Genomic DNA, 21,805 nt, shown 5'->3' with positions numbered 1-21,805 from the left:
CCCTCCCCCGGGCCCCCCGTGCCGCCCCCCGGGGGGGGGGCCCGCCCGGGCCGGGGGGCCCCCCCCCGCGCCCGCTCGAGAACACATGACGCTCGCGCTCTTCCTGCAGCACCTGGCGAATGCCCTGTCCCTGGGGAGCCTCTACGCGCTGATCGCCATCGGCTACACGATGGTGTACGGCATCCTCCGGCTCATCAACTTCGCCCACGGTGACGTGTTCATGCTGGGCGCGTACCTGGCCTTCTACTCGGTCGCGACGTTCATGCTGCCGTGGTGGGGCGCCCTCCTCCTCGCGGTCCTGCTCACCGCCGCGTTCGGCGTCGGGCTGGAGTGGGTGGCGTACCGGCCGCTCCGCGACTCGCCGCGCATCTCGGTGATGATCAGCGCGATCGGCGCGTCCTTCCTCATCGAGAACGTCGCCATCGTGCTGTTCGGCGGGCGCCCCAAGGGCGTGACGGTCCCCGACGTCATGAACGTCAAGCTGACGCTCGGCGGCGTCTCGATCATGTCGGTCAGCCTGGTGATCCCGATCATCACCTTCGTCGCCCTCGCCGTCCTGCTCTGGGTGGTGCAGCGGACCCGGGTCGGGATGGCGATGCGCGCCGTGTCCACCGATCTCGACGCGGCCCGCCTCCAGGCCATCGACGTGAACCGGATCGTCTCCTTCACGTTCGGCACCGGCTCGCTGCTCGCCGGGGTCGGCGGCATCATGTGGTCGTACAAGTACCCGCAGCTCAACCCGCTCATGGGCGTGATGCCCGGGCTGAAGTGCTTCATCGCCGCGGTGATCGGCGGGATCGGCAACATCCCGGGGGCGGTGCTCGGCGGGTTCCTGCTCGGCGGGATCGAGCTCCTGACGATCGCGTTCCTCCCGACCCTCACCGGCTACCGGGACGCGTTCGCCTTCGTGCTCCTCATCGTGGTCCTCCTGGTCAAGCCCTCCGGGCTCCTCGGCGGGGCCGCCGTCGAGAAGGTGTGAGCCGATGAGACCGAAGCGGACGCACCTCTACACGCTCGCCGCGCTGGCGCTCTTCACCGGGCTCCTCGCGGTGGCGGACCTCACCTTCGACAGCTTCACGCTGCGCGTGCTCGACCTGTGCGCGATCTACGTGGTCCTGGCGCTCTCGCTCAACCTGGTGAACGGGTTCACCGGGCTCTTCTCCCTCGGTCACGCCGGCTTCATGGCGGTCGGCGCCTACGTCTCCGCGCTGCTCACCATGACCCCGGAGCAGAAGGAGATGAACTTCTTCCTCGAGCCGATCGCGCCCTGGCTCGCGCACCTCTCGATGCCGTTCGTGCCCGCCCTCGTCGTGGCGGGGCTGCTCGCCGCGGCGCTCGGGTTCCTGCTGGGCGCGCCGGTGCTCCGGCTGAAGGACGACTACCTGGCCATCGCCACCCTCGGGTTCGCCGAGATCATCCGGGTCATCCTCACCAACACGCAGAACATCACGAACGGCGCCCTCGGCCTCAAGGGGCTGCCCCGGTACGCGACGACCTGGGTGGTCTGGGGCTGCGCCGCCGCGTCGGTGGCGTTCATGGTGCTGCTCGGGCGGTCCAGCTACGGGCGGGCCATGAAGGCGGTGCGGGACGACGAGATCGCCGCCGGCGCGATGGGCATCGACGTGTTCCGCGTGAAGGTGGTGAGCTTCACCGTCTCGAGCTTCATGGCGGGGGTCGGCGGGGCGCTGCTCGGCTCGCTCCTCACCACGATCGACCCGAAGATGTTCACGTTCATGCTGACGTTCAACATCGTCCTGATCGTGGTCCTCGGCGGCATCGGCTCCATCACCGGCTCGGTGATCGCCTCGATCGCGGTGACGATCCTGATGGAGGCGCTCCGCTTCCTCGACGGCCCGCTCGACCTCGGCGTCGTCCAGCTCGAGGCCCGGCCCGGCCTGCGGATGGTGGTGTTCTCCATCGGGCTGATGGCCGTGGTGCTGTTCCGCCAGCGCGGGCTCATGGGCAACCGGGAGTTCTCCTGGAGCATGCTGTCGCGGATCGGCCTGCTGCCGCGAGCGGGCGCGGCGGACGGGGCCCCGGGAGGCAAGCATGGCGTTGCTTAGCACCCAGGGCGTGACGGTGCGGTTCGGCGGCCTCACGGCCGTCTCCGGCCTCGACCTGGCCGTCGAGGAGCACGAGATCGTCGGCCTCATCGGCCCGAACGGCGCGGGCAAGACCACCGCGTTCAACGTCATCACCGGGATGAACCGGCCCACCGAGGGGAAGGTCCTCTACCGCGGCGAGGACATCACGGGCCTCGGCCGGCACCGGATCTCCCGGCGCGGCGTGGCGCGGACGTTCCAGAACATCCGCCTCTTCAAGGAGCTGTCCGTCCTCGAGAACGTGCTGGTCGGCTGCCACGTCCGGATGGACGCCGGCCTCTTCGCGGCGACGCTCCACCTGCCCGGCTACCGCCGGCGGGACCGCGAGGCGCGGGCCTTCGCGCTGGACCTCCTGCGCCAGGTGGGGCTCGAGGAGAACGCCGGCGACCTCGCCACGAGCCTCCCGTACGGCAAGCAGCGCCGGCTCGAGATCGTCCGCGCCCTCGCCACGCGGCCGTCCATGCTGCTCCTCGACGAGCCCGCCGCGGGCATGAACCCGCAGGAGACGATCGAGCTCTTGCAGTTCGTCCGGCAGATCCGGGAGCAGTTCGGCCTCACCATCCTGCTCATCGAGCACCACATGCAGCTCGTGATGGAGCTCTGCCACCGGATCTACGTGCTCGAGTACGGCGAGACCATCGCCCAGGGCGATCCGGCCGCCATCCAGAACGATCCGAAGGTCATCGAGGCGTACCTGGGAGCGCAGTGATGCTGAAGGTCGACGAGCTCTCCGTCCACTACGGCGGCATCCACGCGCTCCAGGGCATCTCGCTCGAGGTCCCGGACGGCGCGATCGTGAGCCTCATCGGCGCGAACGGCGCCGGGAAGAGCACCACCCTCCGGACGATCGTCGGGCTGGTGAAGGCGTCCGGCGGGGCGGTCTCCTGGAACGGCGACCGCATCACGGGGCTGGCGACGAAGGACGTCGTCGCCCGCGGCGTGTGCCTCGTGCCCGAGGGGCGCCACGTCTTCCCGAACCTCACGGTGGACGAGAACCTGATCCTCGGCGCCTACTCGCGCAAGGACCGGCCCGGCATCGCCGCCGACCGCGACAAGGTCTTCGCCCTGTTCCCGAGGCTGCAGGAGCGCATGCGCCAGAAGGCGGGGACGCTCTCCGGCGGCGAGCAGCAGATGCTCGCCGTGGGCCGCGCCCTCATGACGCGCCCCCGGCTCCTGATGATGGACGAGCCGTCGCTCGGGCTCGCGCCGCTCGTGGTGAAGATGATCTTCGACATCGTGAAGACCATCAACGCCGAGGGGGTCACCGTCCTGCTCGTCGAGCAGAACGCGAAGGCGGCCCTGGAGATCGCCGACTTCGGCTACGTCCTCGAGACCGGGCGGATCACGCTCAGCGGCCCGGGCAAGCAGCTCCTCGCCGACGAGGGCGTGCGCAAGGCGTACCTGGGCGACGTGAAGCCGGTCGGCGCCGTGGCCCGGTGACACACTCGCATCGCGCCCCGCGCCGCCCGGAGGACCCATGCCCCGCCTCGCCATCCTCGACCTCGACGGCACCCTCGTGGACTCGGGCGACGACCTCGCCGCCTCGGTGAACCACGCGCTCCGCGCCGTCGCGCTCCCGGAGCGCTCCGTCGCCGAGATCCGCACGTTCGTCGGGGAGGGCGTCCGCCGCCTCGTCGAGCGCTCGGTCGCGCCGCACGCCGAGCTGCTCGAGCCGGCGCTCGCGGCCTGGTGGCCGCACTACGAGGCGCACTGCCTCGACACGACCCGGCTCTACCCCGGCGTCCGCGCGCTGCTCGAGGGCGCGGGGCGCGTGCTCGCGGTGGACACCAACAAGCCGGGCCGGCTCGCCCGGAAGATCCTCGCCGGCCTCGGGGTCCTCGAGCGGTTCGCCGTCGTCGTCGGCGGCGACGAGGTGCCGCGCAAGCCGGATCCCGCCGGCGCGAGCGGGATCCGCGCCCAGGTCGGGGCGTCGGCCGAGGACACCGTCTTCGTGGGGGACACCCCGATCGACGTCGCGACCGCCCGCGCCGCGGGCGTCCGGGGCGTCGCGGTGACCTGGGGCTTCGCCTCCCGCGAGGCGCTGGTGCGCGCGGGGGCGACCTCGATCGTGGACGACGCGGCCGCGCTCGCGCCCTGGCTCGACTGAACGCAGCGTTATTCCAAGGTCATCACGCAGGGTGGAGGGCCCCCGTACGGTCTGAGCCGCACACCCTCGCCGCCGGCGGGGGGAGGGGCGCCGCCCCTCCGCGCGGGGACCGCGAGCGAACCCCGCGAAGCGGGGCGCGAGCGGTCACGGGCCCCGCGCAGCAGGAGTGGGGCCCCGACGGCTCCGCCGGCGGGGCGAGGGCGCAGCCCTCGTCAGATCGTTGACTCACGCCGCGCTGCTGGCGCCGGGCTCCAGGATCCCGCGCCGCCGGAGGATCGCCATGAGCGCGCCGTGGACCGTCGGGTCGAGCTGCGTCCCCCGGAGCGTCGCGACGACCCGCGCCGCCTCCGACGGCGCGAGCGCGCGCTGGTACGGCCGCTCGGAGGTGCAGGCGTCCCACGTGTCCGCGGCGCTCACGATCCGGGCGGCGAGCGGGATCGCCTCGCCGGCGAGCCGGTCCGGGTAGCCGTCGCCGTCCCAGCGCTCGTGGTGGCCGCGGATCGCCGGGACCGCGCCCGCGAGGAAGGCGACGCCGCCCACGATCTCCGCGCCGATCCGCGGGTGGGCCTGGACGAGCGCCATCTCCTCGCGGGTGAGCGGGCTCGCCTTGGCGAGGATGGCGTCGGGGATCCCGATCTTGCCGACGTCGTGGAGGAGGCCGGCGTACTCGAGGGCGGCGAGCCGCTCGCCGGAGAGCCCGAGCTCGCGCCCGAGCTCCACCGCGAGCGCCGCGACCCGCTCGGCGTGGCCGCGGGTGTACGGGTCCTTCGCGTCGATCGCGGAGGCGAGGCTGCGGATCGTCTCGAGGTAGCCGCGCTCGAGCGCGGCGATGAGCCGGCGGTTCTCGGCGTCGTAGCTCGCGAGCTCGCGGGACATGTGGTTGAACGTGTAGGCGAGATCCCCGATCTCGTTCCGCGCCGTCACCCGGACCTGGTGCCCGAAGCGGCCGCGGGCGATCTCGAGGGCGCCCCGGACGCACTGGGAGATGGGCCGGGTGATGCGCCGGGCGGCGAGCCCGGAGAGCGCCGCGGCGAGCCCCGCCGAGGCGCCGATGGCCGCGATCGCGACCGCGTCGAGGCCGCCCCGCTCCCGCGCGAGCAGCACGCCCAGGAGCACCGTGGGGGCCGCGCTCGCGAGGAGCACGATCCCGAGGAGCGTGCGGTAGACCCTCATCGCGCCCGCGTCGCCCGGGAGAGCGCCCGCTGCAGCGAGCGCGGCGTGACCGGCTTCTCGAGGACGGCCTCCACCGCGTCCGCGCCCTCGACGCCGCGGAGGCTCTTGTCGGTGATGGCGGTGAGCAGCACCGCCGGCGTGGTCACCCCGGCCGCGCGCAGCTCGCGGAGCGCGTCGAGCCCGGAGAGGCGCGGCATCAGGAAGTCGAGGATCAGGACGTCGGGCGCCTCGCGCGCGGCGAGGGCGACGGCGGCGGCCCCGTCCTCGGCCGCGACCACGGCGTGCCCGAGCTCGCCGAGGAGATCGGCGAGCAGGGCGCGCACCAGCCGGTCGTCGTCCGCGATGAGCACCTTCACGCCATCGGAGGATATCATCCCACGGGGCGTGCCGCCCCGCCCCGCCGAGCAGAGCTCGTCGGGGCCCCACCCCTGCTGCGCGGGGCCCGTGACCGCTCGCGGCCCTCCCGTGCTCCGTGCCCGTCACCGTCACCGGCCTCTCCGTGATCCGTGGGCCGGTTCCCGTGGCCCGTGGCCCGGCTTCTCCGTGGTCCGACGGCGCCGTCGGGTCCCGTGGTCCGTGGCCCGATCCCGTGATCCGACGGAGACACGGGCCACGGGATGCGGGACGCGGGAGGCGGGCACGGGGAACGGTCACGGGCACGGTGACGGGGAACGGGCTCGCGTTCGGCACGGGGCACGCCCGTGATCGGTACCCGTCACCGTCACAGGCCCCGTGACCCGTGGCCCGTGCGCCGCTACGGCCCCATCCCGACCCACTCCGAGCCGTCCTCGAACACCTCGCGCTTCCAGATGGGCACGTCCTGCTTCAGCCGCTCGATGCACGCCTCGCACGCGCGGAACGCGGGGGTGCGATGGGCGGCGGCGCAGGCGATCACCACCGCGGCCTCGCCCGGCGCGAGGACGCCGACCCGGTGCACCATCGCCACGCGGGCCCCGTACTCGCGCCCCACCGCCTCGCCGATCTCGGCGAGCTTCCGCTCCGCCATCGGCCGGTAGGCGTCGTACTCGAGGCGGAGCACGCGCCGCCCGCGCGTGTCGGACCGCACCGTCCCGGTGAACGTCACGATCCCGCCGAGCTCGGGCGCGGACACCGCCTCCACGACCTCGGCGAGCGCCAGCGGCCGATCGACCACCGCGAAGAGCGGGGCGCCGCCGGCGACGGGCGGGACGAGCGCCACCTCGGCGCCGTCGCGCAGGGGGGCGCCGTCGTCGGCGAACTCCTCGTCCACGGCGATGCGGCAGCGGGGCAGGAGGCGGGCGAGCGCGGGGTGGCGCTCCGCGAGCGCCCGGCGGAGGTCGGCGACGGAGGCGGGGACGGGCTCGAGCGCCTCCCGGGGGGTGCCGGCGGCGTCGCGTGCCCCGGCGAAGTACAGGACATGGATGGGCATCGGGCGGATTGTAACCGCCGCGCCGGCGGACCGCCCCGGCTACGGCGCGCGCGCCGAGGACGCCTGCTCGACCCAGGCGTGCATGTCGATCGGCCCCGGCGCGTCGCAGCGCCGCGCGACCTCGCTGCCGCCCTGGAACAGGACGAGGGTCGGGGTGAAGCGGATCGCGTACGCCTGCGCGGCGGCGGGCTCCTCGCCGGGGTCCACGCGGAGCACGACGAGCTCTCCCGCGCGCGCGGCGGCGAGCCCGTCGAGCGCCGGCGCCGCGAGATCGCGCGCGGCGAAGTCCACGAGGACGGGGGCGGGCGAGCAGCGGATGGTGGTGACGAGCGCCGCCGCGTCCACCGCCTGCGGTCGGCCGGACGTGTCGAGCGGCCGGCGGCAGCGGTAGCACGCCTGGGGCGGACCGGAGTCCGGCTGCGAGCGATTCACCGCGCCGCACCCGGCGCAGCGATAGACGGCCATCGGAGCTTCCCCCCTTCGCGCGCGGAGTATGGCGCCCCCGCTCCCGGGGTGCAACACGGGTCCGGCCGGCGGCGGCGGCCGCCGCCGGCGAGGGCAGCCCGGCTCAACGGCCGAGGAGGTCCTTGAAGAGCGTGATCCCCACGATCAGCGCGAAGAGCGCCACCGCGCCGACGAGGTTCACCACGTTCTCGAGCTTCGCGTTGGGGCGGCGCCGCGTGACCATCTCGTAGCCGAGGAAGACGAGGCGTCCGCCGTCGAGGGCCGGGATGGGGAAGAGGTTCAGGATCGCGAGCACCACCGAGATTGTCCAGACGAGTTGGAAGAACACCGGGGTGCTCTCGTGCGCGCTGCGCACCAGGTCCTTGCCGATCCCGACCGGGCCCTGGACGTCCGGTTTCTGCGCGCCGGAGAACATCGCGCCGAACCCGCGGAGCTGCAGCGCGATGTTGCGGTTCGTCCGCACGAACGCCTCGGGGATCGCCCCCGCCGAGCGGTTCGTCGCGAGGACGAGGTGCTGGCGGAAGCCGGCCGTCCCGACGCCGTTCGTGTCGAGGGGGGTGATCGGGATCGTGAGCCGCTGGCTCGCCGCCCCCTCGCCGCGCTCCACCTCGAGCGGGAAGCTCCGGCCCGGTCGCCGCCGGATCTCCTTCACCAGGGCGTCCCAGCTCGCGACGGGCGTCCCGTCCACGGAGAGGATCCGGTCGCCGTTCACCAGCCCCGTCCGCTCCGCGGGCAGCCCGGGCAGGAGCGCCCCGACCCGCGCGGCGGGGTCGGCGTCGGGCAGGCCCGATGAGAAGAGGCACGCGGCGGCGATCGCGATCGCCGTCACGTAGTTCATCGCCGGGCCGGCGAAGATCACGACGGCCCGCCGCCAGGCCGCGTGGTTCGCGTAGGCGCCGGCGTCCGCCGGGTCCACGTCCTCCCCGGGCGCCATGCCGGCGATCCGCACGTACCCGCCCAGCGGCAGCGCCGACACGGCGAACTGGGTGCCGCGCCGGATGGTGGACAGCACGACCGGCCCGAAGCCGATGCTGAACCGCTCGACGCGCATCCCGAAGGCGCGCGCGGCGAGGTGGTGCCCCGCCTCGTGGATCACGATGAGGAGCGAGATGGCGAGGACGGCGGCGACGACTGCGAGCGGGGTGGTCACGTCAGGGCCTGTGAGGGAATTCGCGGACCGAGCCAGGCGAGCGAGACGCGAGCAGCGCGAGGCGCGACGACCGAGCATAGCCGTAGGCTATGTGAGGGAGGAGCAACGAAGCGATGCGAAGCGTATCGTTCGCCGCGGCGACGGGAGGGAATTTCTTCACAGGCTCTCAGGTGGGCTCCTCGCCGAACTCGTCCGCCTCGAAGGCGTCGATCTCCGTGTCCGGCTCCTGCCAGGCGCGGGCCGGGAGACCGGCCTTGAGGCAGACGTGCTTCAGGAAGCTCTCGGCGTCCCACCCCTCGCGGACCGCGACCTTGGGTAGGAGGACGCCGCGGTGCCAGCCCTGCTTCACGACGAGCCCGTGCACGCCGACCTGGACGGTGCGCGGCTCGGAGAGGCGGAAGGGCTCGCCGAGGACGGAGACCGAGACGCCGAGCTCGGGCACGTCGGCGGCGCCGATGGGGGGGAACCGGGGGTCCTCGGTGGCGGCCGCGAGCGCCATCCGCGCCACGGTGGCGGCGAGCGGCCCGGCCGCGCGGAGCGTCCCGATGCAGCCGCGGAGCTCGCCCCGGACGGTCACGGTGACGAACGCCCCCGCGGGCTCGGCGAGCGGCCCGGTCGCCGGGAGCGCCGGGGGCGGCGTGCCCGCGAGCGGCGCGAGGATCGCGCCGCGCGCGACGCCGAGGAGGGCGGCCCGGTCGGTGGCGGAGAGGGAGATCATGGCCGGCGCCGCGCCCCGGTGAGGAGGAAGCGCCGCGCGTCGCCGAGGATGTCGGCGTGATCGAACGCGAGCGGGGAGGGGAGCTGGGTCCAGGGGAAGGCGCGCGCCTCGGCGGCGTCGTCGGCCCCGACCGGCTCGCCCGACGCCCGGCCGAGGAACACCACCGAGAGCGTGTGGCGCCGCGGGTCCCGGCGCGGGTCCGAGTAGACGTACAGGAGCTCCTCCAGCGTCACGTCGAGGCCGGTCTCCTCTCGCGCCTCGCGGACCGCCGCCGCCTCGACCGTCTCGCCGAGCTCGACGAACCCGCCGGGGAGCGCCCAGCCCGGCGGCGGGTACTTTCGCCGGACGAGGACCACGCGGTCCCCGGGCAGGAGGATCACCACATCGACGGTGGGCGACGGCGCGCTGTGCTCCGGCACGACGGACACGTAGCGCACGCCGGCGAAAGCGTCAATCGAGTCGCGGAGATGCAGGCCACTACCGCGGCGGGATGATCAGCGGCTCGCTCGCCGGCGCGGGGGCGGACGGCGCGGGCGGCCGGGGCGCGACGGGGAACGCCTTCTCGACGAGCGGGCGGGCGAACGGGATCGCGTCCGCGGCGACCCCGGCGACGAGCGCCCGCGCCGTCGCGGCGGCGATGCGGGCGTGCGCCTCGTCGCCGCGCTCGCGGAGGTGCTCGGCGACCGCGTACAGGCGTGTCGAGAGCAGCGCGCGGCGCGGCGCGTCGAGGTAGGCCGACACGGCGTTCGACAGGACGCGCGCCTCCTGCTCCGCGCGCTGCTGCTCGTCCACGTAGATGGGGGAGACCGCGACCTCGTCGAGCTTCGCGGCCACGCCGCGGAGGTAGGCCTCGTCCGCGAGCCATCCCCGGAGGAGCGGCAGGTCGTGCAGCTTCGCGCCGGCGGCCAGCGCCTCGCGCTCCTCGTCGGCGGGGAGCGGCGCGAACCCGCTCGCCGGATCCGGCAGCGGCGCGGCCGGGCCGAGCTGGGCCAGCCACAGGTCGGCGCCGTCCGGCACGCGCTGGCCGGTCGTCTCGTTCCGGGCGCGCGCCGCGGCGACGAGGGCGTGGGCCCGACCCCGGTCGATCTCGCCGACGCCCATGCTCGCGCCGCGCCCGAGGACGTCCTTGGCGAAGGCGCGCCAATCCTTGCGGCCGAGCACCCCGACCTGCAGCTCGATCAGGCCGCGCTCGTCGGAGACGACCGCCTGCGCGATCTCGACGCCCTTGCCCGGCAGCGCGCGGGAGAGCCACACCGCGCGCTCGCCGTTGCCGTCGATGGCCGAGGCGTAGGCGGGGAGCGGCGTCTCGGGCGCCGCGGCGGGCGCGGGCGCCGCCGGCCTGGGCGGCTCCGGCACGGCGACGCCGCGGGTCTTCAGCACGTGCAGGCCCCGCTTCGCCTCCTTCGCGACCTCCTTCGCGGAGTGGCCGGCGAGGGCGGCGAGGACGTCGGCGCGGCCCGCGCCGAGCGCGGCGTGGGCGAACGCGCCGGCGAGCGGGGCGGGGAGGGTCGCGATCTCCTCCGGCTTGGCGCGGGAGAGCGTGAGCAGCAGCCGCGCGGCGCGGCCGACCTCCTCGCGCGGCGCACCGGTCGCGGCGGCGATCTCCTGGCTCTCGACGTTGGGATCGCGGAGCAGCTCGAGCAGGCGGTCGGGATCGACGTTCGGCATCGCGGGCAATCTAGCCGCGAGGAGGTGGTGAATCCACAGCCGCGTGGTCGGGGCGCGGCGGCCCCCCGGACCCGCCGGCGTACCCCGACGGGAACCCCTCCGGGTTTGACACCGCTCGCCCGGGGTCCGTACTCTCGGCCGCGACCGATCTTCGCCGCCCGCGCGGCGATCTCCAAGGAGACGCTCATGACGAGGTTCCTGCTCGCCGCCTTCGCCGCGGTGTCGCTCTCCGCCGCATCCCCCGTCCTCGCCGCGTGCCAGGACTGCAAGAGCTGCCCGCACGGCGCGGGCGCGAAGCCCGCCGCCGAGGAGGCCGCGGCCGAGAAGGCCGCGAAGACCCCGCCGTGCGCGTGCGCCGGCGAGGGGAAGCCTTGCCAGTGCGGCGCGCAGTGCACCTGCCCGCACTGCGACAGCCGGAAGGCGGGCGCGAAGAAGGCGCCGCCCGAGAAGACCTAGCCCGCGTCGCGACGCACCGGGAGAGAACCGACCGTGGCCCTCCTCGACGAGCTCATCGACGCGAACCGGGCGGCCTTCCACCCGGACTCCGACCCCGGCTCGTTCGTCGCGAACCGGCACCTCTGCATCGTCACCTGCGTCGATCCCCGGCTCACGCATTTCTTCCCGGAGGCGATCGGCGTCGATCGGGGGCACGCGGTGGTGATCCGCGTCCCCGGCGCGCGCATCGCCCCCGGCTCGGAGCTGCTCAGGACGCTCGCGGCGAGCATCTACGTGAACGACTGCCAGGAGGTGCTGGTGCTCCCCCACACCGACTGCGGGGTGACGCGGCTCACCGACGCCGAGCTCCGGCGCGTCATGCGCGCGCGCGGCGTGAACGACCCGGACATCCCGGAAGATCCCGGGGCGTTCTTCGGGCTCTTCGGCGACGTCGAGAAGGCGGCCCTCGAGACCGTGGCCGCGATCCGCCAGACGCCGTTCCTGCCCAGGCACCTGCCGGTGCACGCCGCGCTGCTCGACATCCGGACCGGGGTCATGACGGTCCTCGAGCGGGGCTACGACGCGGTGTTCCGGTAGCGGCGCCTAAACGGCCGATCATGATTCGCGAACGAGGTCAGCGGGGAGGGGCCCCACCGCAGGTGGGGAGGGGCAGCGCCCCTCCCCGCGGGACAGCGCGCGCCAGCGCGCGTGGGCCCCGCGTAGCCAGGGGTGGGGCCCCGGCGAGCTTCGCTCGACGGGGCGGGGGCGCAGCCCCCGTGTAAACATGGCCTAAACGAGGGCGCGAGGCGCGACACCGAAGGTGTTCGCGAATCGCGAACCCTCGTTTAGAAGCGGCGCGGGCCGAGCCCCCGGGCGATCTGGTTCCAGTCCTCGAACCACTTCACCGCCTGGATCGCGAGCAGGATCACGCCGACGAGGACGACGCTCAGGGCGACGCCCAGGATGTAGAGCACCTTGTGCGTGCTCTCGGTCGTGATCGCGGCGTTCACCTGGTAGCGGCGGACGCCCTCGTCCCGGACCTTCAGCGCCTCGAAGAGCGTGAGCGCGCCCAGCACGGCGCCCGCGAGGCTCAGGGCCAGGCCGAGGGGCGGCAGGACGAGGTTCACGAAGAACGAGCCGAACGAGAGGCCGAGGTACAGCCAGAAGTACGTCGCGAACCGGCTCTCCCGGCCGGCGAGCTGCTCGTAGGCCTTCCCGGTCTGGAAGAACTTGATCATGCCGTAGACGCCGAAGGTCACGACGCAGAGCAGGATCAGCGTCCCGATCGAGAGCTCCTCGAACACGGCGGGCCGTTGCGGGCGCGCCTGCGGGTAGCCCTGCTGCGGGGCGCGGTACGCGGGGTAGGCAGGCTGGGCGGCGGGGTACGCGGGCCGAGGGGAGGCGCCGGAGGCGGGCTGGTCGAAGGGGCCGGCCGCGGGTCCGGCCGCGGTGCCTGCGAAGCCCGGCTGCTCCGCGGCGGGGGCGGGACCCTGCGCCGGAGCCGGGGCGGCGCGCTCGCTTCCGAAGCCGGTGAGGCCAGGGGGCTCGATCGCCGCCGGCCCGGCCGCCGGCGGGGTCGCGGGGACCTGCGCGGCCAGCTCGGGGATCCGGGCGATCTGCTCCCAGTTCGCCATCCCGGCGCGCCACACGCGCGCGGAAGCGCGTACCTGGCCGGACTGGATGAGGCCGTGCAGCGTGCCGGCCGCGATCGGCCCGGCCTGCTGCCCGTCGTTCTCGTACCACCACTGCGCCGTCTGCTCGGTCATTCCCACTCCCAGGAGGTCACCAGGGGCCCGGGCCGCTGGTGCCGGCGAGGTTGCCATGGCCGGCGGTGGCGTGTCGACGCGCGAGTGGTGCAGCGACGTACCGTGAACGCGGGGCGCCGGGCGGCGCGCGCAGGGTTACACCGCCTCCGCGCGGTTCACCGCGCCGCGGGCCCCCGCCTTGCGCCGCCGGTCGTGGGCGGCGAGCAGCCGGGCGAGGTGGTGCCCGGTGTAGCTCTCCTTCACGCGGGCGACCTGCTCCGGGGTGCCCTCCGCGATCACGCGCCCGCCCTCGTCGCCGCCCTCCGGGCCGAGGTCGATCACCCAGTCGGCGCACTTGATGACGTCGAGGTTGTGCTCGATGACCACGACGGAGTTGCCCGCCTCGACGAGCCGGTCGAGGACCTCGAGGAGCCGCTTCACGTCCTCGAAGTGGAGCCCGGTGGTGGGCTCGTCGAGGATGTAGAGCGTCTTGCCGGTCCCGACCCGCGCCAGCTCGCGGCTCAGCTTGATGCGCTGCGCCTCGCCGCCGGAGAGGGTGGTGGAGGGCTGCCCGAGCTTGACGTACCCGAGCCCGACGTCCTCGAGCGTCTCGAGGATCCGCGCGATCTCCCGGTGGTTCCGGAAGTGCTCGTGCGCCTCCGACACCGAGAGGTCGAGCACCTCGGCGATGTTCTTCCCCTTGAAGGTGACCCGGAGCGTCGCGTCGTTGAAGCGCTTCCCGCCGCAGACCTCGCACGGCACGAGCACGTCCGCGAGGAAGTGCATCTCGACGAGCTTCATCCCGTCGCCCAGGCACGCCTCGCACCGGCCGCCCTTCACGTTGAAGCTGAAGCGCCCGGGCTGGTAGCCGAACGCGCGCGCCTCCGGCGTCTGGGCGAAGACCTCGCGGATGGCGTCGAAGACCTTGGTGTAGGTGGCGGGGTTCGACCGCGGCGTCCGGCCGATGGGCTGCTGGTTGATGTCGATGACCTTGTCCACCCGCTCCGCGCCCTCGAGCCGCTCGTGCTTCCCGGGCACCGCGCGCGTGCCGTAGTGGTAGCGCATCAGGGCCGGTTGCAGGATCGCGTTCACCAGGGTGGACTTCCCGGCGCCGGAGACGCCGGTCACGGCCACGAGCCGCCCGAGCGGGAACGAGACCGTCAGGTCCTTCAGGTTGTTCTCGCGCGCGCCGAAGATGGTGATCGCGCCGTGATCCCCGGAGCGGCGCCGGTCCGGCACCGCGATCTCCTTGCGCCCCGAGAGGTAGGCGCCGGTGAGCGACCGGGGATCGCGCTTTACCTCGGCCGGGGTGCCCTGGGACACGACCTCCCCCCCGCGCGCGCCGGCGCCGGGCCCGAAGTCCACGATCCAGTCGGCCTCCTCCATCGTCTCCTCGTCGTGCTCGACGACGATGACGGAGTTGCCGACGTCCCGGAGCCGCTTGAGCGTCCCGAGCAGCTTCCCGTTGTCCCGCTGGTGCAGCCCGATCGAGGGCTCGTCGAGGATGTAGATGACGCCGGTGAGCTCCGAGCCCATCTGCGACGCGAGCCGGATGCGCTGGCTCTCCCCGCCCGAGAGCGACGGGCCGGGCCGGTCGAGCGTGAGGTAGCCGAGCCCGACGTCGAGGAGGAACCGGAGGCGGTTGCCGATCTCCTTCAGGAGCTCGTCGGCGATCCGGGCCTCGTTGCCCTTCAGGTCCAGGCTCCCGAGCCACGCGAGCGCGTCCTTGATCGTGAGCCGCGACAGCTCGACGATCCCCTCGCCGCGGATCCGCACGGCGCGGCTCTCCGGCTTGAGCCGCTCGCCGCCGCACGTCTGGCAGGGCTTGTCCGAGAAGTAGCGCAGGTAGCTGCGCCGCATCATCTCGGAGCCGGTGGACTTGAGCCTGCGGGTGAGCTGGTTGACGACGCCCTCGAACTCGAGCCGGTACCGGGCGCCGTTCCCGGCCGCCTCGGTGCCGAACAGGATGACGTCGCGGTCCTTCTTCGGGAGCTCCGCCCACGGGACGTCGAGGTCGATCTTGAGGGACCGGGAGAGGTGCTCGACGAACTCGAAGGTCCAGCCCTCGCCGCGCTCCATCCCGCTCGCCCACGGCTCCACCGCGCCCTGCCGGATCGTGAGCGTCGGGTCCGGGACGATGAGGTCCGTGTCCATCTCGGCGCGGGTGCCGAGCCCCTGGCAGTCGGGGCAGAAGCCGATGGGCGAGTTGAACGAGAAGTTCTGCGGCGCGAGCTCGCCGAAGCTGAGGCCGCAGGCGTGGCACGCGTTCAGCTCGGAGAAGAAGCGGTCGTGTCGCTTGTACTCCTCGGGGTCGATCCCCGGCCCGACCTTCTGCTCCTTGTCGGCGTCCGCGACGACGAGGGTGCCCTTGCCCTCGCGCAGCGCGGTCTCCACCGAGTCGGTGAGGCGGGGGCGGATCCCCTCCTTCACCACGAGGCGATCCACCACCAGCTCGATGTCGTGCTTCAGCTTCTTGTCCAGGGCCAGGCGGTCGGTGAGCTGGTGCACCATCCCGTCCACCCGGACGCGGGCGAAGCCGCGCTTCGCCAGATCGGCGAGGAGCTCGCGGTACTCGCCCTTCCGGTTCTGGACGAGGGGGGCGAGGACGAGGATCCGCGCGCCGTCGGGGTAGCTCGCGACGGCCTCGACGATCTGCTGCGCCGTCTGCTTGCCCACGGGGCGCCCGCACGAGGGGCAGTGCTGCAGCCCGATCGACGCGTACAGGACGCGGAGGTAGTCGTGGATCTCGGTGATGGTCCCCACGGTCGAGCGCGGGTTGTTGGACGCGGCCTTCTGCTCGATCGAGATGGTCGGCGAGAGCCCCCGGATGGTGTCGTACCTGGGCTTCTCCATCTGCCCGAGGAACTGGCGGGCGTAGCTCGAGAGCGACTCGACGTACCGGCGCTGCCCCTCCGCGTAGAGGGTGTCGAAGGCGAGCGAGGACTTGCCCGAGCCGGAGACGCCCGTGAAGACCACGAGCTTCTTCTTCGGGATCTCCAGGGTGACCGACTTGAGGTTGTGCTCGCGGGCCCCCTTGACGCTGATCGTTTCGGGCTCGCTCATAGGGCGCGTTTCTTAATCGAGTACGCCGACGTTGGCCAGCGGCCGGCACCCGGTGGGAGGACCACGCACCGGAGCCGGCGGCCGGGCGGGCGAGCGCCGTTCCACGCCGGCTGCGAAGGTGATAACACCGCAGGACCCATGGAGAACCGCGACGGCGGGGATCCCCACGGAGGAGCCGTGAGCGAGGCCTCGCCGCAGGAGGCGGCGCCGGCCTCCCGCGCCCTCGCGCGCCTGCTCCTCCTGGGCTCCGCCGTCTCTTTCGGGCTCATGGCCGTCCTCGCGCGCCGGCTCTCCCGGGGCCCCGGCGCGTTCTCGGCCGGCCAGCTCACGGTGATCCGGTTCGTGGTCGGAGCCGCCGTCTCCCTCGCGGCGTTCCGGATCCGCCCCGCGCTCTACCGCCCGCACAACCGGCGCCTCCTCTGGACGCGCGGCGTGTCGGGCGGGATCGTCGTGGTCCTCTACTTCCTCGCCCTGGCGCGGATCCCCGCCGGCGAGGCGGGGATGCTCTACAACCTCTTCCCCGTCATCGCGACGGCCCTCAGCATCCGCGCGTTCGGCGAGCGCCCGACGATCCACCTGGCGCTCGCGCTCGCCCTCGCGACGGCGGGCGTCGCGCTCGTGCTCGGGGGCGGCTCGCTCCACCTCGGGCTCGGCGCCGGCGAGGCGCTCGCGGTCGGGGCCGCCGTCTTCGCGGCGCTGTCCGCGGTGGTGATCCGCGCCATGCGGGCCACCGACAACGCGCCGACGATCTTCTACTACTTCTGCCTGGGCGGCCTGCCGGTCGCGCTCCCGTTCGCCCTCGGCGCGTGGCCCCGCGACCCGGGCGCCTGGGTCGTCGCGGGCGTGATGGGGCTCGCCGCGTACGCGGCGCAGGTGCTCATGACGCAGGCGTACGGCGCCCTCTCGGTCGCCGAGGCGGCGATCTGGCTCCAGCTCACGCCGCTCGCGCAGTACGCCCTCGCCGCGCTCCTCCTCGGCGAGCGGATCACCGGCGCCGGCCTCGCGGGGATGCTCGTCGGCGTCGCCGGCGTGGCCTACGGCACCGCCCTCGGCCACCGGTCGCGCGTCCCCTGAGTCTAGCCCGGCTCCCCGGCCGGCTCCCCGGCCGCCTCCGCGGCGCCGTCCACCGCGGCGCGCCGCGCGACCGGCAGCGTGAACGTCACCGTCGTCCCCTCGCCCGGCGCCGAGTCGGCGTGGATCGCGCCGCCGTGCGCCTCGACCAGCGCGCGCGCGATCGCGAGGCCGAGCCCGCTCCCGCGCCAGGCGGCGCCGGCGCCGCGGTGGTACCAGTCGAAGACGTGCGGCAGCTCCTCCGCCGGGATCCCCGGCCCCGTGTCGCGGATCCGGAACGCCACCACGTCGCCGCGGTCCTCCGCCGTGAGGGAGACCGTGCCGGCGCCGGTGGCCTTCACCGCGTTCGACGCGACGTTGCCGAGCACCTGCAGCACCCGGTCGCGATCCGCCTCCACCGCGGGCAGCCCGGGCGGCGCCGACAGGCGCAGGTCGAGCCCCTTCTCGCGGGCCGCCTCGCGGAGCTCGTCGGCGGCGGCGCCGAGCAGGTCCGCCGGATCGCACGCCGACCTCCGGAGCGAGAGGCGCCCCGCGTCCAAACTCTCGAGGTCGAGCAGGTCGTCGATGAGCCGCGTCATCCGCTTCCCGGCGGCGGCGAGCCGCGCCGCCGCGCGCCGCGCCTGGGCGGCCGCGCCGGGGCCGTCCGGCAGCCGCCCCAGCGCCGCGGCGCCGAGCATCACCGTGGCGAGGGGGGTCCGCAGGTCGTGCGAGACGATCCGGAGCACGTCGTCGCGGCGCCGGACCGCGCGGCGCAGCTCGGACACGTCGAGGGCCGTCGCCACCGCGCCGCAGACCCGTCCCTCGGCGTCGAGGATCGGCTGGCCGCCGGTGAGGACCGTGACCGGGTCGCCCTCGGCGCGCTCGAGCTCGACCAGCCGCCCGGGGACGGGGCGCCCCGTCGCGAGGGCCCGCTCGGTGGGCCAGTCGCGCGCCTCGACGGGGTGGCCGTCGTCCACGAAGCGGGCGCGGACCTCGACCTGATGGAGCGGCGCGTGGAGCGGGATGGGGCGCCCCCAGATCCGCCGGGCCTCGTCGTTCGCCTGGAGCAACGCGCCGCTCGCGTCGGAGATGAGCACGCCGGCCGGCAGCGTCTCGAGGACGGTCTCGAGGCGCCGGCGGTCCGCGTCCAGCCGCGCGCGCGCCGTGACCTGGCACGTGACGTCGCTGCCGAGCAGGAGCAGCTCCTGCCCGCCGCCGTCGGCGGGGATGGTCCGGGCCGACCAGTTCCACCACATCGGCCCGCGCTCGCCGTCGAACCGGTACTCCTGCTCCTCATGCGGGCCCTCGCCGCGCGCGACGGCGCGCAGGAGGTCGAAGAAGCCGGCGGTCGCCCCCGGAGAGACCTCCTCCAGCCGGTGCCCGACGAGCCCCTCCGAGCGAAACGGCTCCGCCGCCACGCCGACGGCCGCGCGGTTGGCCCAGAGCACGCGCAGGTCGGTCGGATCGAGGACGAGGACCCCGGCGGGCGTCTCGTCGAACACCGTGCGGAAGCGACGCTGCGCGGCGAGCAGCCCATCGGCCATGCGCTCGTATGCGTGGCCGAGATCGACGATCTCCGCGGGACCGCGGAGCGGCTTGCGCGGACGCCGGCCTCGCGCGAACGCCTCCGCGTGCCGCTCGAGCCTGCGCAGCGCCGAGGCGGTGCGTCGGCCGACGAGGCTCGCCGCGCCCACCGCCAGGACCGACACGATCGCCCCGGCGGAGAGCAGGAGGGTGAGCTCGCGGTGGAGCGGTCCCATGGCCTCGTCGGTGCTCCGGAACGCCTGGACCGCCCAGCCGAAGGGGGCGACCGGGACGGCCGCGCCGAGGCGCCGTTCCGCGCGCCCCTGGATCTCACCGGCGGCCTCGCGCCCGGCGAGGGCCGCGGCGAGGAGGGGCTGGGACCTCCGATCGATGGCGCGCTCGGCCCAGTCGAGGGGCCGCTCGGGAGACCGGAACACGAGCCGGCCGGCGCGGTCCAGGATCACGACGGCCGCGGTCCCCTCGCGCGCGAGGGGCAGGCCGCGCCAGCCGAGCCGGTCCGCGGCGATCACCGCGATCATCGTCCCCGCCGGCGCCCCGTCCCGAGGCCGGATCGTCCGGGCGAGCGCGACGACCGCCTGCCCGTCCAGGCTCGAGCGGAAGAGGTCGGACAACACACGATCCTCGCCGGCGACGACGCGCTGGTAGAAGTCGCGGTCCGCGACCGAGAGGCCGATCGCCGCCGGGTTGGACGAGAAGGCGATCCGTCCATCGGGGTTCACCCAGGAGAACTCCCGGACGGAGACGTAGTCCGAGGTCGCCTCCGCGAGCAGGCGGTTCGCGTCCTGCTCGGAGAGCCGCATGCTGGCGAGGGAGCGTCCGAGGGCGCCCACCTCGTGCATCACGTCGTCGACGTGGATCCGGAGCGCCGCGGCCACCGTCCGGGCGACCTCGAGGTTCGCGGCGAGCTCGGCCTCCCGGCGGGCGCCCCACGCCCCGGCGGTCGCACGCGCCGCGAGCGCCACGAGGATCGCGACGGCGAGGCCGATGACGACGTGCAGCCGCGAGCGAATCGTCTGGAACAAGCAGGCTCCCCCGCGCCGCAACCGGCTGCAAGGAGCATGTATTCCACCGTCGCACCGCTCGCGTGGCTTCCGATCCGGCGGCCCCGAGATCGGCCGACCCGGCGAGCGGCCGCGCGCTACAGTCGAGCCTCATTTCCCTGGGGAGCCGCCCATGTCCGTCGCCGCCGCCCGCGTCCTCGAAGACCCGGAAGACTCGGAAGTCCTCCCGGCCCGTCCCGGCGCCGGCTCCGCGACCGCCGATCTCGTGACGATCGCCGCCCAGGCGCCGCGCCCGGATCGCGGCGGCGTCCGCGAGGAGCTCTCGAGCTCCTCGGCGGACATCGAGCCGGCGAGGGACGCTCCGTGAGCCCGGCGGATGCCCTGGTCGTCCTCGTGACCGCGCCGTCGCCGGAGAAGGCGGCGGAGCTCGCCCGCGCGGTGGTGGAGGCGCGGCTCGCCGCCTGCGGGAACGTCGTCCCCGGCCTGCGCTCGATCTACCGGTGGGAGGGGACGGTGCACGAGGACGCCGAGGCGCTGCTGGTCCTGAAGACCACGCGCGGGCGCTTCGAGGCGCTGCGCGACCGGATCCTCGCGCTCCACCCGTACCAGGTGCCGGAGGTGCTCGCGCTGCCGGTGGAGGCGGGGAGCGCCGCGTACCTGGACTGGATCGCCGGCGAGACGGCGTGATCCACGGGCGCGCGCCCCGAGCCGGCGGCGCTACTTCTTCCGGAACAGCGCCTCGAGCGCGTCCTTCGGATCCTCGGTAGGGCGCGGCGCCTCGCCGAAGAGGGCCGCGAGCGCGCTCCGGGCCGCGTCCGAGCGGCCGAGCCGCCGCCGGGACGCCCCGTCGCCGAGCTGGAACAGCTCGCACGCGTTCGAGCTCTCCTTCTCCACGACGTGGTCGGCGTGCGGCTCGCGACACTGGTGCGCGGCGGCCTCGTCGTAGTGGCGGCAGTTCATGCACGCGTGCAGATCGGCGTCGCAGTGGGGGCAGGTGGTGCGCCGTCCGATCGGACCGTCGATCCGGAGCGTCGCGCCGCAGCCGTAGCAGCTCGTGGGCATGGCGGTATCATAGCCGGGACCCCCCGGACCCTCATGCGGAAGCTCGTCCCCTACGGCCGCTTCGTGCTCCTCGATCGCATCGCGATCGGCGGGATGGCCGAGGTGTATGTCGCGGTCCGGCGCGGCGACCCGCCGGGCAAGCTCTACGCGCTCAAGCGGATCCTCCCGACCCTCGCCGAGGACGAGGGGTTCATCACGATGTTCCTCGACGAGGCGCGCCTCGTCGTGCAGCTCGAGCACCCGGGCATCGTGCCCATCCACGAGCTCGGGAAGCACGGCGGCGGCTACTACATCGCCATGGACTACGTGCCGGGGAAGGACCTGCGGGCCCTCCTCGACCGCTGCCGCGCCGCGCGGGAGCCGCTGCCGGTGCCGCTCGCCGCGGCGGTCGCCGCGCGGGTGGCGGACGCCCTCGATCACGCCCACCGCACCCGGGACGCCCACGGGGAGCCGCTCCGGGTGGTTCACCGCGACGTCTCGCCGGCGAACGTCCTGCTCGGCTTCGACGGCTCGGTCCGGATCATCGACTTCGGCATCGCCCAGGCGGCGATCCGGACGCGCCGCGAGGACACGGTCCTGCGCGGGAAGTTCGGCTACATGAGCCCGGAGATGGTCGGGGCCCAGCCCGTGGATCGCCGCTCGGACGTGTTCGCCCTCGGCGCCGTGCTGCACGAGATGCTCACCGGCGAGCGGCTCTTCACCGGGCGCTCGGAGCTCGCGGTGCTCGAGGCCGTCCGGAGCGCGACCGTCCGCCCGCCGTCGGAGCGCCGCCCCGGGCTGCCGCCGGGCCTCGACGCGGTCGTGCTCCGCGCGCTGGCCCGCGAGGCGGAGGCGCGATACGCCTGGGCGAGCGAGCTGCGCGACGCGCTCCGCCCGTTCGCGGCGGGGGCGGATCCCCCGGCGCTGGCGCGGCTCATGGCGCGGTCGTTCCCGGCCCAGCTCCGCGCGGAGCTCGACCGGCTCGAGCGCGTCCGGGTGCAGCCGCTCCCGCCCGCGCCGCCGCCCACGCCGGAGGCCACCCAGGTCATCGAGCTCCTCGCCCCGCCCGCCGCCACCGTGGCGCGCCCGCCGCAGCCGGCCGCTCCTCCGGGAGCGCCCGGCGCCGCCCCGCCG

General features: G+C 74.3%; 23 protein-coding genes. 11 read left to right on the top strand and 12 right to left on the bottom strand.

From position 1 onward, the window contains the following. The first annotated feature begins 85 nt into the window (after positions 1 to 85). The 5 genes from MNZ27_RS09105 to MNZ27_RS09085 are packed head-to-tail and all read left to right on the top strand — an operon-like array spanning position 86 to position 4,209. Positions 86 to 979, top strand: coding sequence for a branched-chain amino acid ABC transporter permease (locus MNZ27_RS09105; RefSeq protein ID WP_242393733.1), 894 nt, complete (start codon positions 86 to 88; stop codon positions 977 to 979). A 4-nt stretch (positions 980 to 983) separates the two neighbouring features. Beyond that, a complete protein-coding gene (locus MNZ27_RS09100; RefSeq protein ID WP_242393732.1) occupies positions 984 to 2,063 on the top strand; it encodes a branched-chain amino acid ABC transporter permease in 1,080 nt (359 codons plus the stop codon). Continuing rightward, positions 2,050 to 2,811 carry an ABC transporter ATP-binding protein gene (locus tag MNZ27_RS09095; RefSeq protein ID WP_242393731.1) on the top strand — a complete coding sequence of 254 codons (762 nt, stop codon included), beginning with the start codon at positions 2,050 to 2,052 and terminating at the stop codon, positions 2,809 to 2,811. Before MNZ27_RS09100 ends, MNZ27_RS09095 begins: the two co-directional genes overlap by 14 nt. Continuing rightward, positions 2,811 to 3,542: an ABC transporter ATP-binding protein gene (locus MNZ27_RS09090; protein ID WP_242393730.1), complete on the top strand. Its 732-nt coding sequence runs from the start codon at positions 2,811 to 2,813 to the stop codon at positions 3,540 to 3,542. Before MNZ27_RS09095 ends, MNZ27_RS09090 begins: the two co-directional genes overlap by 1 nt. 37 nt (positions 3,543 to 3,579) lie before the next feature. Next, positions 3,580 to 4,209, top strand: a complete 630-nt coding sequence (locus MNZ27_RS09085) for an HAD family hydrolase (protein ID WP_242393729.1) — start codon at positions 3,580 to 3,582, stop codon at positions 4,207 to 4,209. Between the two features lie 225 nt (positions 4,210 to 4,434). On the opposite strand, the gene MNZ27_RS09080 is transcribed toward MNZ27_RS09085, so the two are convergent. From MNZ27_RS09080 to MNZ27_RS09045, 8 genes are all read right to left on the bottom strand, one after another. After that, on the bottom strand, positions 4,435 to 5,382 hold the full coding sequence (locus MNZ27_RS09080; protein WP_242393728.1) for an HD-GYP domain-containing protein: 948 nt from the start codon (positions 5,380 to 5,382) through the stop codon (positions 4,435 to 4,437). Beyond that, entirely contained in the window at positions 5,379 to 5,738 is a 360-nt protein-coding gene (locus MNZ27_RS09075) for a response regulator (RefSeq protein ID WP_308197936.1), read from the bottom strand. Before MNZ27_RS09075 ends, MNZ27_RS09080 begins: the two co-directional genes overlap by 4 nt. Before the next feature lie 398 nt (positions 5,739 to 6,136). Continuing rightward, positions 6,137 to 6,790, bottom strand: coding sequence for a molybdopterin converting factor subunit 1 (moaD, locus tag MNZ27_RS09070; protein ID WP_242393726.1), 654 nt, complete (start codon positions 6,788 to 6,790; stop codon positions 6,137 to 6,139). A 39-nt stretch (positions 6,791 to 6,829) separates the two neighbouring features. Then, on the bottom strand, positions 6,830 to 7,255 hold the full coding sequence (locus MNZ27_RS09065) for a thioredoxin family protein (RefSeq protein ID WP_242393725.1): 426 nt from the start codon (positions 7,253 to 7,255) through the stop codon (positions 6,830 to 6,832). Between the two features lie 103 nt (positions 7,256 to 7,358). Then, positions 7,359 to 8,405, bottom strand: coding sequence for a M50 family metallopeptidase (locus MNZ27_RS09060; protein WP_242393724.1), 1,047 nt, complete (start codon positions 8,403 to 8,405; stop codon positions 7,359 to 7,361). 166 nt (positions 8,406 to 8,571) lie between these two features. Beyond that, complete coding sequence (amrA, locus tag MNZ27_RS09055) at positions 8,572 to 9,123, bottom strand: AmmeMemoRadiSam system protein A (protein WP_242393723.1); 552 nt, start codon at positions 9,121 to 9,123, stop codon at positions 8,572 to 8,574. Next, positions 9,120 to 9,542: an NUDIX domain-containing protein gene (locus MNZ27_RS09050; protein WP_242393771.1), complete on the bottom strand. Its 423-nt coding sequence runs from the start codon at positions 9,540 to 9,542 to the stop codon at positions 9,120 to 9,122. Before MNZ27_RS09050 ends, amrA begins: the two co-directional genes overlap by 4 nt. Positions 9,543 to 9,600: 58 nt before the next feature. After that, positions 9,601 to 10,791: a hypothetical protein gene (locus tag MNZ27_RS09045; protein WP_242393722.1), complete on the bottom strand. Its 1,191-nt coding sequence runs from the start codon at positions 10,789 to 10,791 to the stop codon at positions 9,601 to 9,603. Positions 10,792 to 10,977: 186 nt separating this feature from the next. On the opposite strand from MNZ27_RS09045, the gene MNZ27_RS09040 reads away from it, so the two are divergent. Beyond that, positions 10,978 to 11,247, top strand: coding sequence for a hypothetical protein (locus tag MNZ27_RS09040; protein ID WP_242393721.1), 270 nt, complete (start codon positions 10,978 to 10,980; stop codon positions 11,245 to 11,247). Between the two features lie 33 nt (positions 11,248 to 11,280). After that, on the top strand, positions 11,281 to 11,823 hold the full coding sequence (locus MNZ27_RS09035; protein ID WP_242393720.1) for a beta-class carbonic anhydrase: 543 nt from the start codon (positions 11,281 to 11,283) through the stop codon (positions 11,821 to 11,823). Between the two features lie 248 nt (positions 11,824 to 12,071). On the opposite strand, the gene MNZ27_RS09030 is transcribed toward MNZ27_RS09035, so the two are convergent. After that, complete coding sequence (locus MNZ27_RS09030; RefSeq protein ID WP_242393719.1) at positions 12,072 to 12,992, bottom strand: DUF4339 domain-containing protein; 921 nt, start codon at positions 12,990 to 12,992, stop codon at positions 12,072 to 12,074. A gap of 135 nt (positions 12,993 to 13,127) precedes the next feature. After that, complete coding sequence (uvrA, locus tag MNZ27_RS09025) at positions 13,128 to 16,034, bottom strand: excinuclease ABC subunit UvrA (protein WP_242393718.1); 2,907 nt, start codon at positions 16,032 to 16,034, stop codon at positions 13,128 to 13,130. Between the two features lie 177 nt (positions 16,035 to 16,211). On the opposite strand from uvrA, the gene MNZ27_RS09020 reads away from it, so the two are divergent. Next, positions 16,212 to 17,108 carry a DMT family transporter gene (locus MNZ27_RS09020; RefSeq protein ID WP_242393717.1) on the top strand — a complete coding sequence of 299 codons (897 nt, stop codon included), beginning with the start codon at positions 16,212 to 16,214 and terminating at the stop codon, positions 17,106 to 17,108. Positions 17,109 to 17,110: 2 nt separating this feature from the next. Here MNZ27_RS09020 and MNZ27_RS09015 read toward each other — a convergent pair whose 3' ends face one another. Continuing rightward, positions 17,111 to 19,651, bottom strand: coding sequence for a sensor histidine kinase (locus MNZ27_RS09015; protein WP_242393716.1), 2,541 nt, complete (start codon positions 19,649 to 19,651; stop codon positions 17,111 to 17,113). A gap of 151 nt (positions 19,652 to 19,802) precedes the next feature. Here MNZ27_RS09015 and MNZ27_RS09010 point away from each other — a divergent pair, with 151 nt between their 5' ends. Further along, the gene (locus tag MNZ27_RS09010) at positions 19,803 to 19,997 is read left to right on the top strand and encodes a hypothetical protein (RefSeq protein ID WP_242393715.1); all 195 of its coding nucleotides are present in this window, start codon (positions 19,803 to 19,805) and stop codon (positions 19,995 to 19,997) included. Next, positions 19,994 to 20,317, top strand: a complete 324-nt coding sequence (cutA, locus tag MNZ27_RS09005) for a divalent-cation tolerance protein CutA (protein WP_242393714.1) — start codon at positions 19,994 to 19,996, stop codon at positions 20,315 to 20,317. The genes MNZ27_RS09010 and cutA overlap by 4 nt, the downstream gene beginning before the upstream one ends. A gap of 30 nt (positions 20,318 to 20,347) precedes the next feature. Here cutA and MNZ27_RS09000 read toward each other — a convergent pair whose 3' ends face one another. Beyond that, positions 20,348 to 20,692: a hypothetical protein gene (locus MNZ27_RS09000; RefSeq protein ID WP_242393713.1), complete on the bottom strand. Its 345-nt coding sequence runs from the start codon at positions 20,690 to 20,692 to the stop codon at positions 20,348 to 20,350. 33 nt (positions 20,693 to 20,725) lie between these two features. Between MNZ27_RS09000 and MNZ27_RS08995 the strand changes: the two genes are divergently transcribed. Next, on the top strand, positions 20,726 to 21,805 hold a 1,080-nt coding region (locus tag MNZ27_RS08995), incomplete at its 3' end, for a serine/threonine-protein kinase (protein ID WP_242393712.1).

The sequence above is a fragment of the Anaeromyxobacter oryzisoli genome, from assembly GCF_022690765.1.
GTDB lineage: Bacteria > Myxococcota > Myxococcia > Myxococcales > Anaeromyxobacteraceae > Anaeromyxobacter > Anaeromyxobacter oryzisoli.
This window is presented reverse-complemented; position numbering and strand designations above follow the sequence as displayed.

Excerpts from the sequence above, each read along its gene's own strand:
- MNZ27_RS09105 (WP_242393733.1), top strand. The coding sequence starts at position 86 with ATGACGCTCGCGCTCTTCCTGCAGCACCTGGCGAATGCCCTGTCCCTG.
- MNZ27_RS09100 (WP_242393732.1), top strand. The coding sequence starts at position 984 with ATGAGACCGAAGCGGACGCACCTCTACACGCTCGCCGCGCTGGCGCTC.
- MNZ27_RS09095 (WP_242393731.1), top strand. The coding sequence starts at position 2,050 with ATGGCGTTGCTTAGCACCCAGGGCGTGACGGTGCGGTTCGGCGGCCTC.
- MNZ27_RS09090 (WP_242393730.1), top strand. The coding sequence starts at position 2,811 with ATGCTGAAGGTCGACGAGCTCTCCGTCCACTACGGCGGCATCCACGCG.
- MNZ27_RS09085 (WP_242393729.1), top strand. The coding sequence starts at position 3,580 with ATGCCCCGCCTCGCCATCCTCGACCTCGACGGCACCCTCGTGGACTCG.
- MNZ27_RS09080 (WP_242393728.1), bottom strand. The coding sequence starts at position 5,382 with ATGAGGGTCTACCGCACGCTCCTCGGGATCGTGCTCCTCGCGAGCGCG.
- moaD (WP_242393726.1), bottom strand. The coding sequence starts at position 6,790 with ATGCCCATCCATGTCCTGTACTTCGCCGGGGCACGCGACGCCGCCGGC.
- MNZ27_RS09065 (WP_242393725.1), bottom strand. The coding sequence starts at position 7,255 with ATGGCCGTCTATCGCTGCGCCGGGTGCGGCGCGGTGAATCGCTCGCAG.
- amrA (WP_242393723.1), bottom strand. The coding sequence starts at position 9,123 with ATGATCTCCCTCTCCGCCACCGACCGGGCCGCCCTCCTCGGCGTCGCG.
- MNZ27_RS09045 (WP_242393722.1), bottom strand. The coding sequence starts at position 10,791 with ATGCCGAACGTCGATCCCGACCGCCTGCTCGAGCTGCTCCGCGATCCC.
- MNZ27_RS09040 (WP_242393721.1), top strand. The coding sequence starts at position 10,978 with ATGACGAGGTTCCTGCTCGCCGCCTTCGCCGCGGTGTCGCTCTCCGCC.
- MNZ27_RS09030 (WP_242393719.1), bottom strand. The coding sequence starts at position 12,992 with ATGACCGAGCAGACGGCGCAGTGGTGGTACGAGAACGACGGGCAGCAG.
- uvrA (WP_242393718.1), bottom strand. The coding sequence starts at position 16,034 with ATGAGCGAGCCCGAAACGATCAGCGTCAAGGGGGCCCGCGAGCACAAC.
- MNZ27_RS09010 (WP_242393715.1), top strand. The coding sequence starts at position 19,803 with ATGTCCGTCGCCGCCGCCCGCGTCCTCGAAGACCCGGAAGACTCGGAA.
- MNZ27_RS09000 (WP_242393713.1), bottom strand. The coding sequence starts at position 20,692 with ATGCCCACGAGCTGCTACGGCTGCGGCGCGACGCTCCGGATCGACGGT.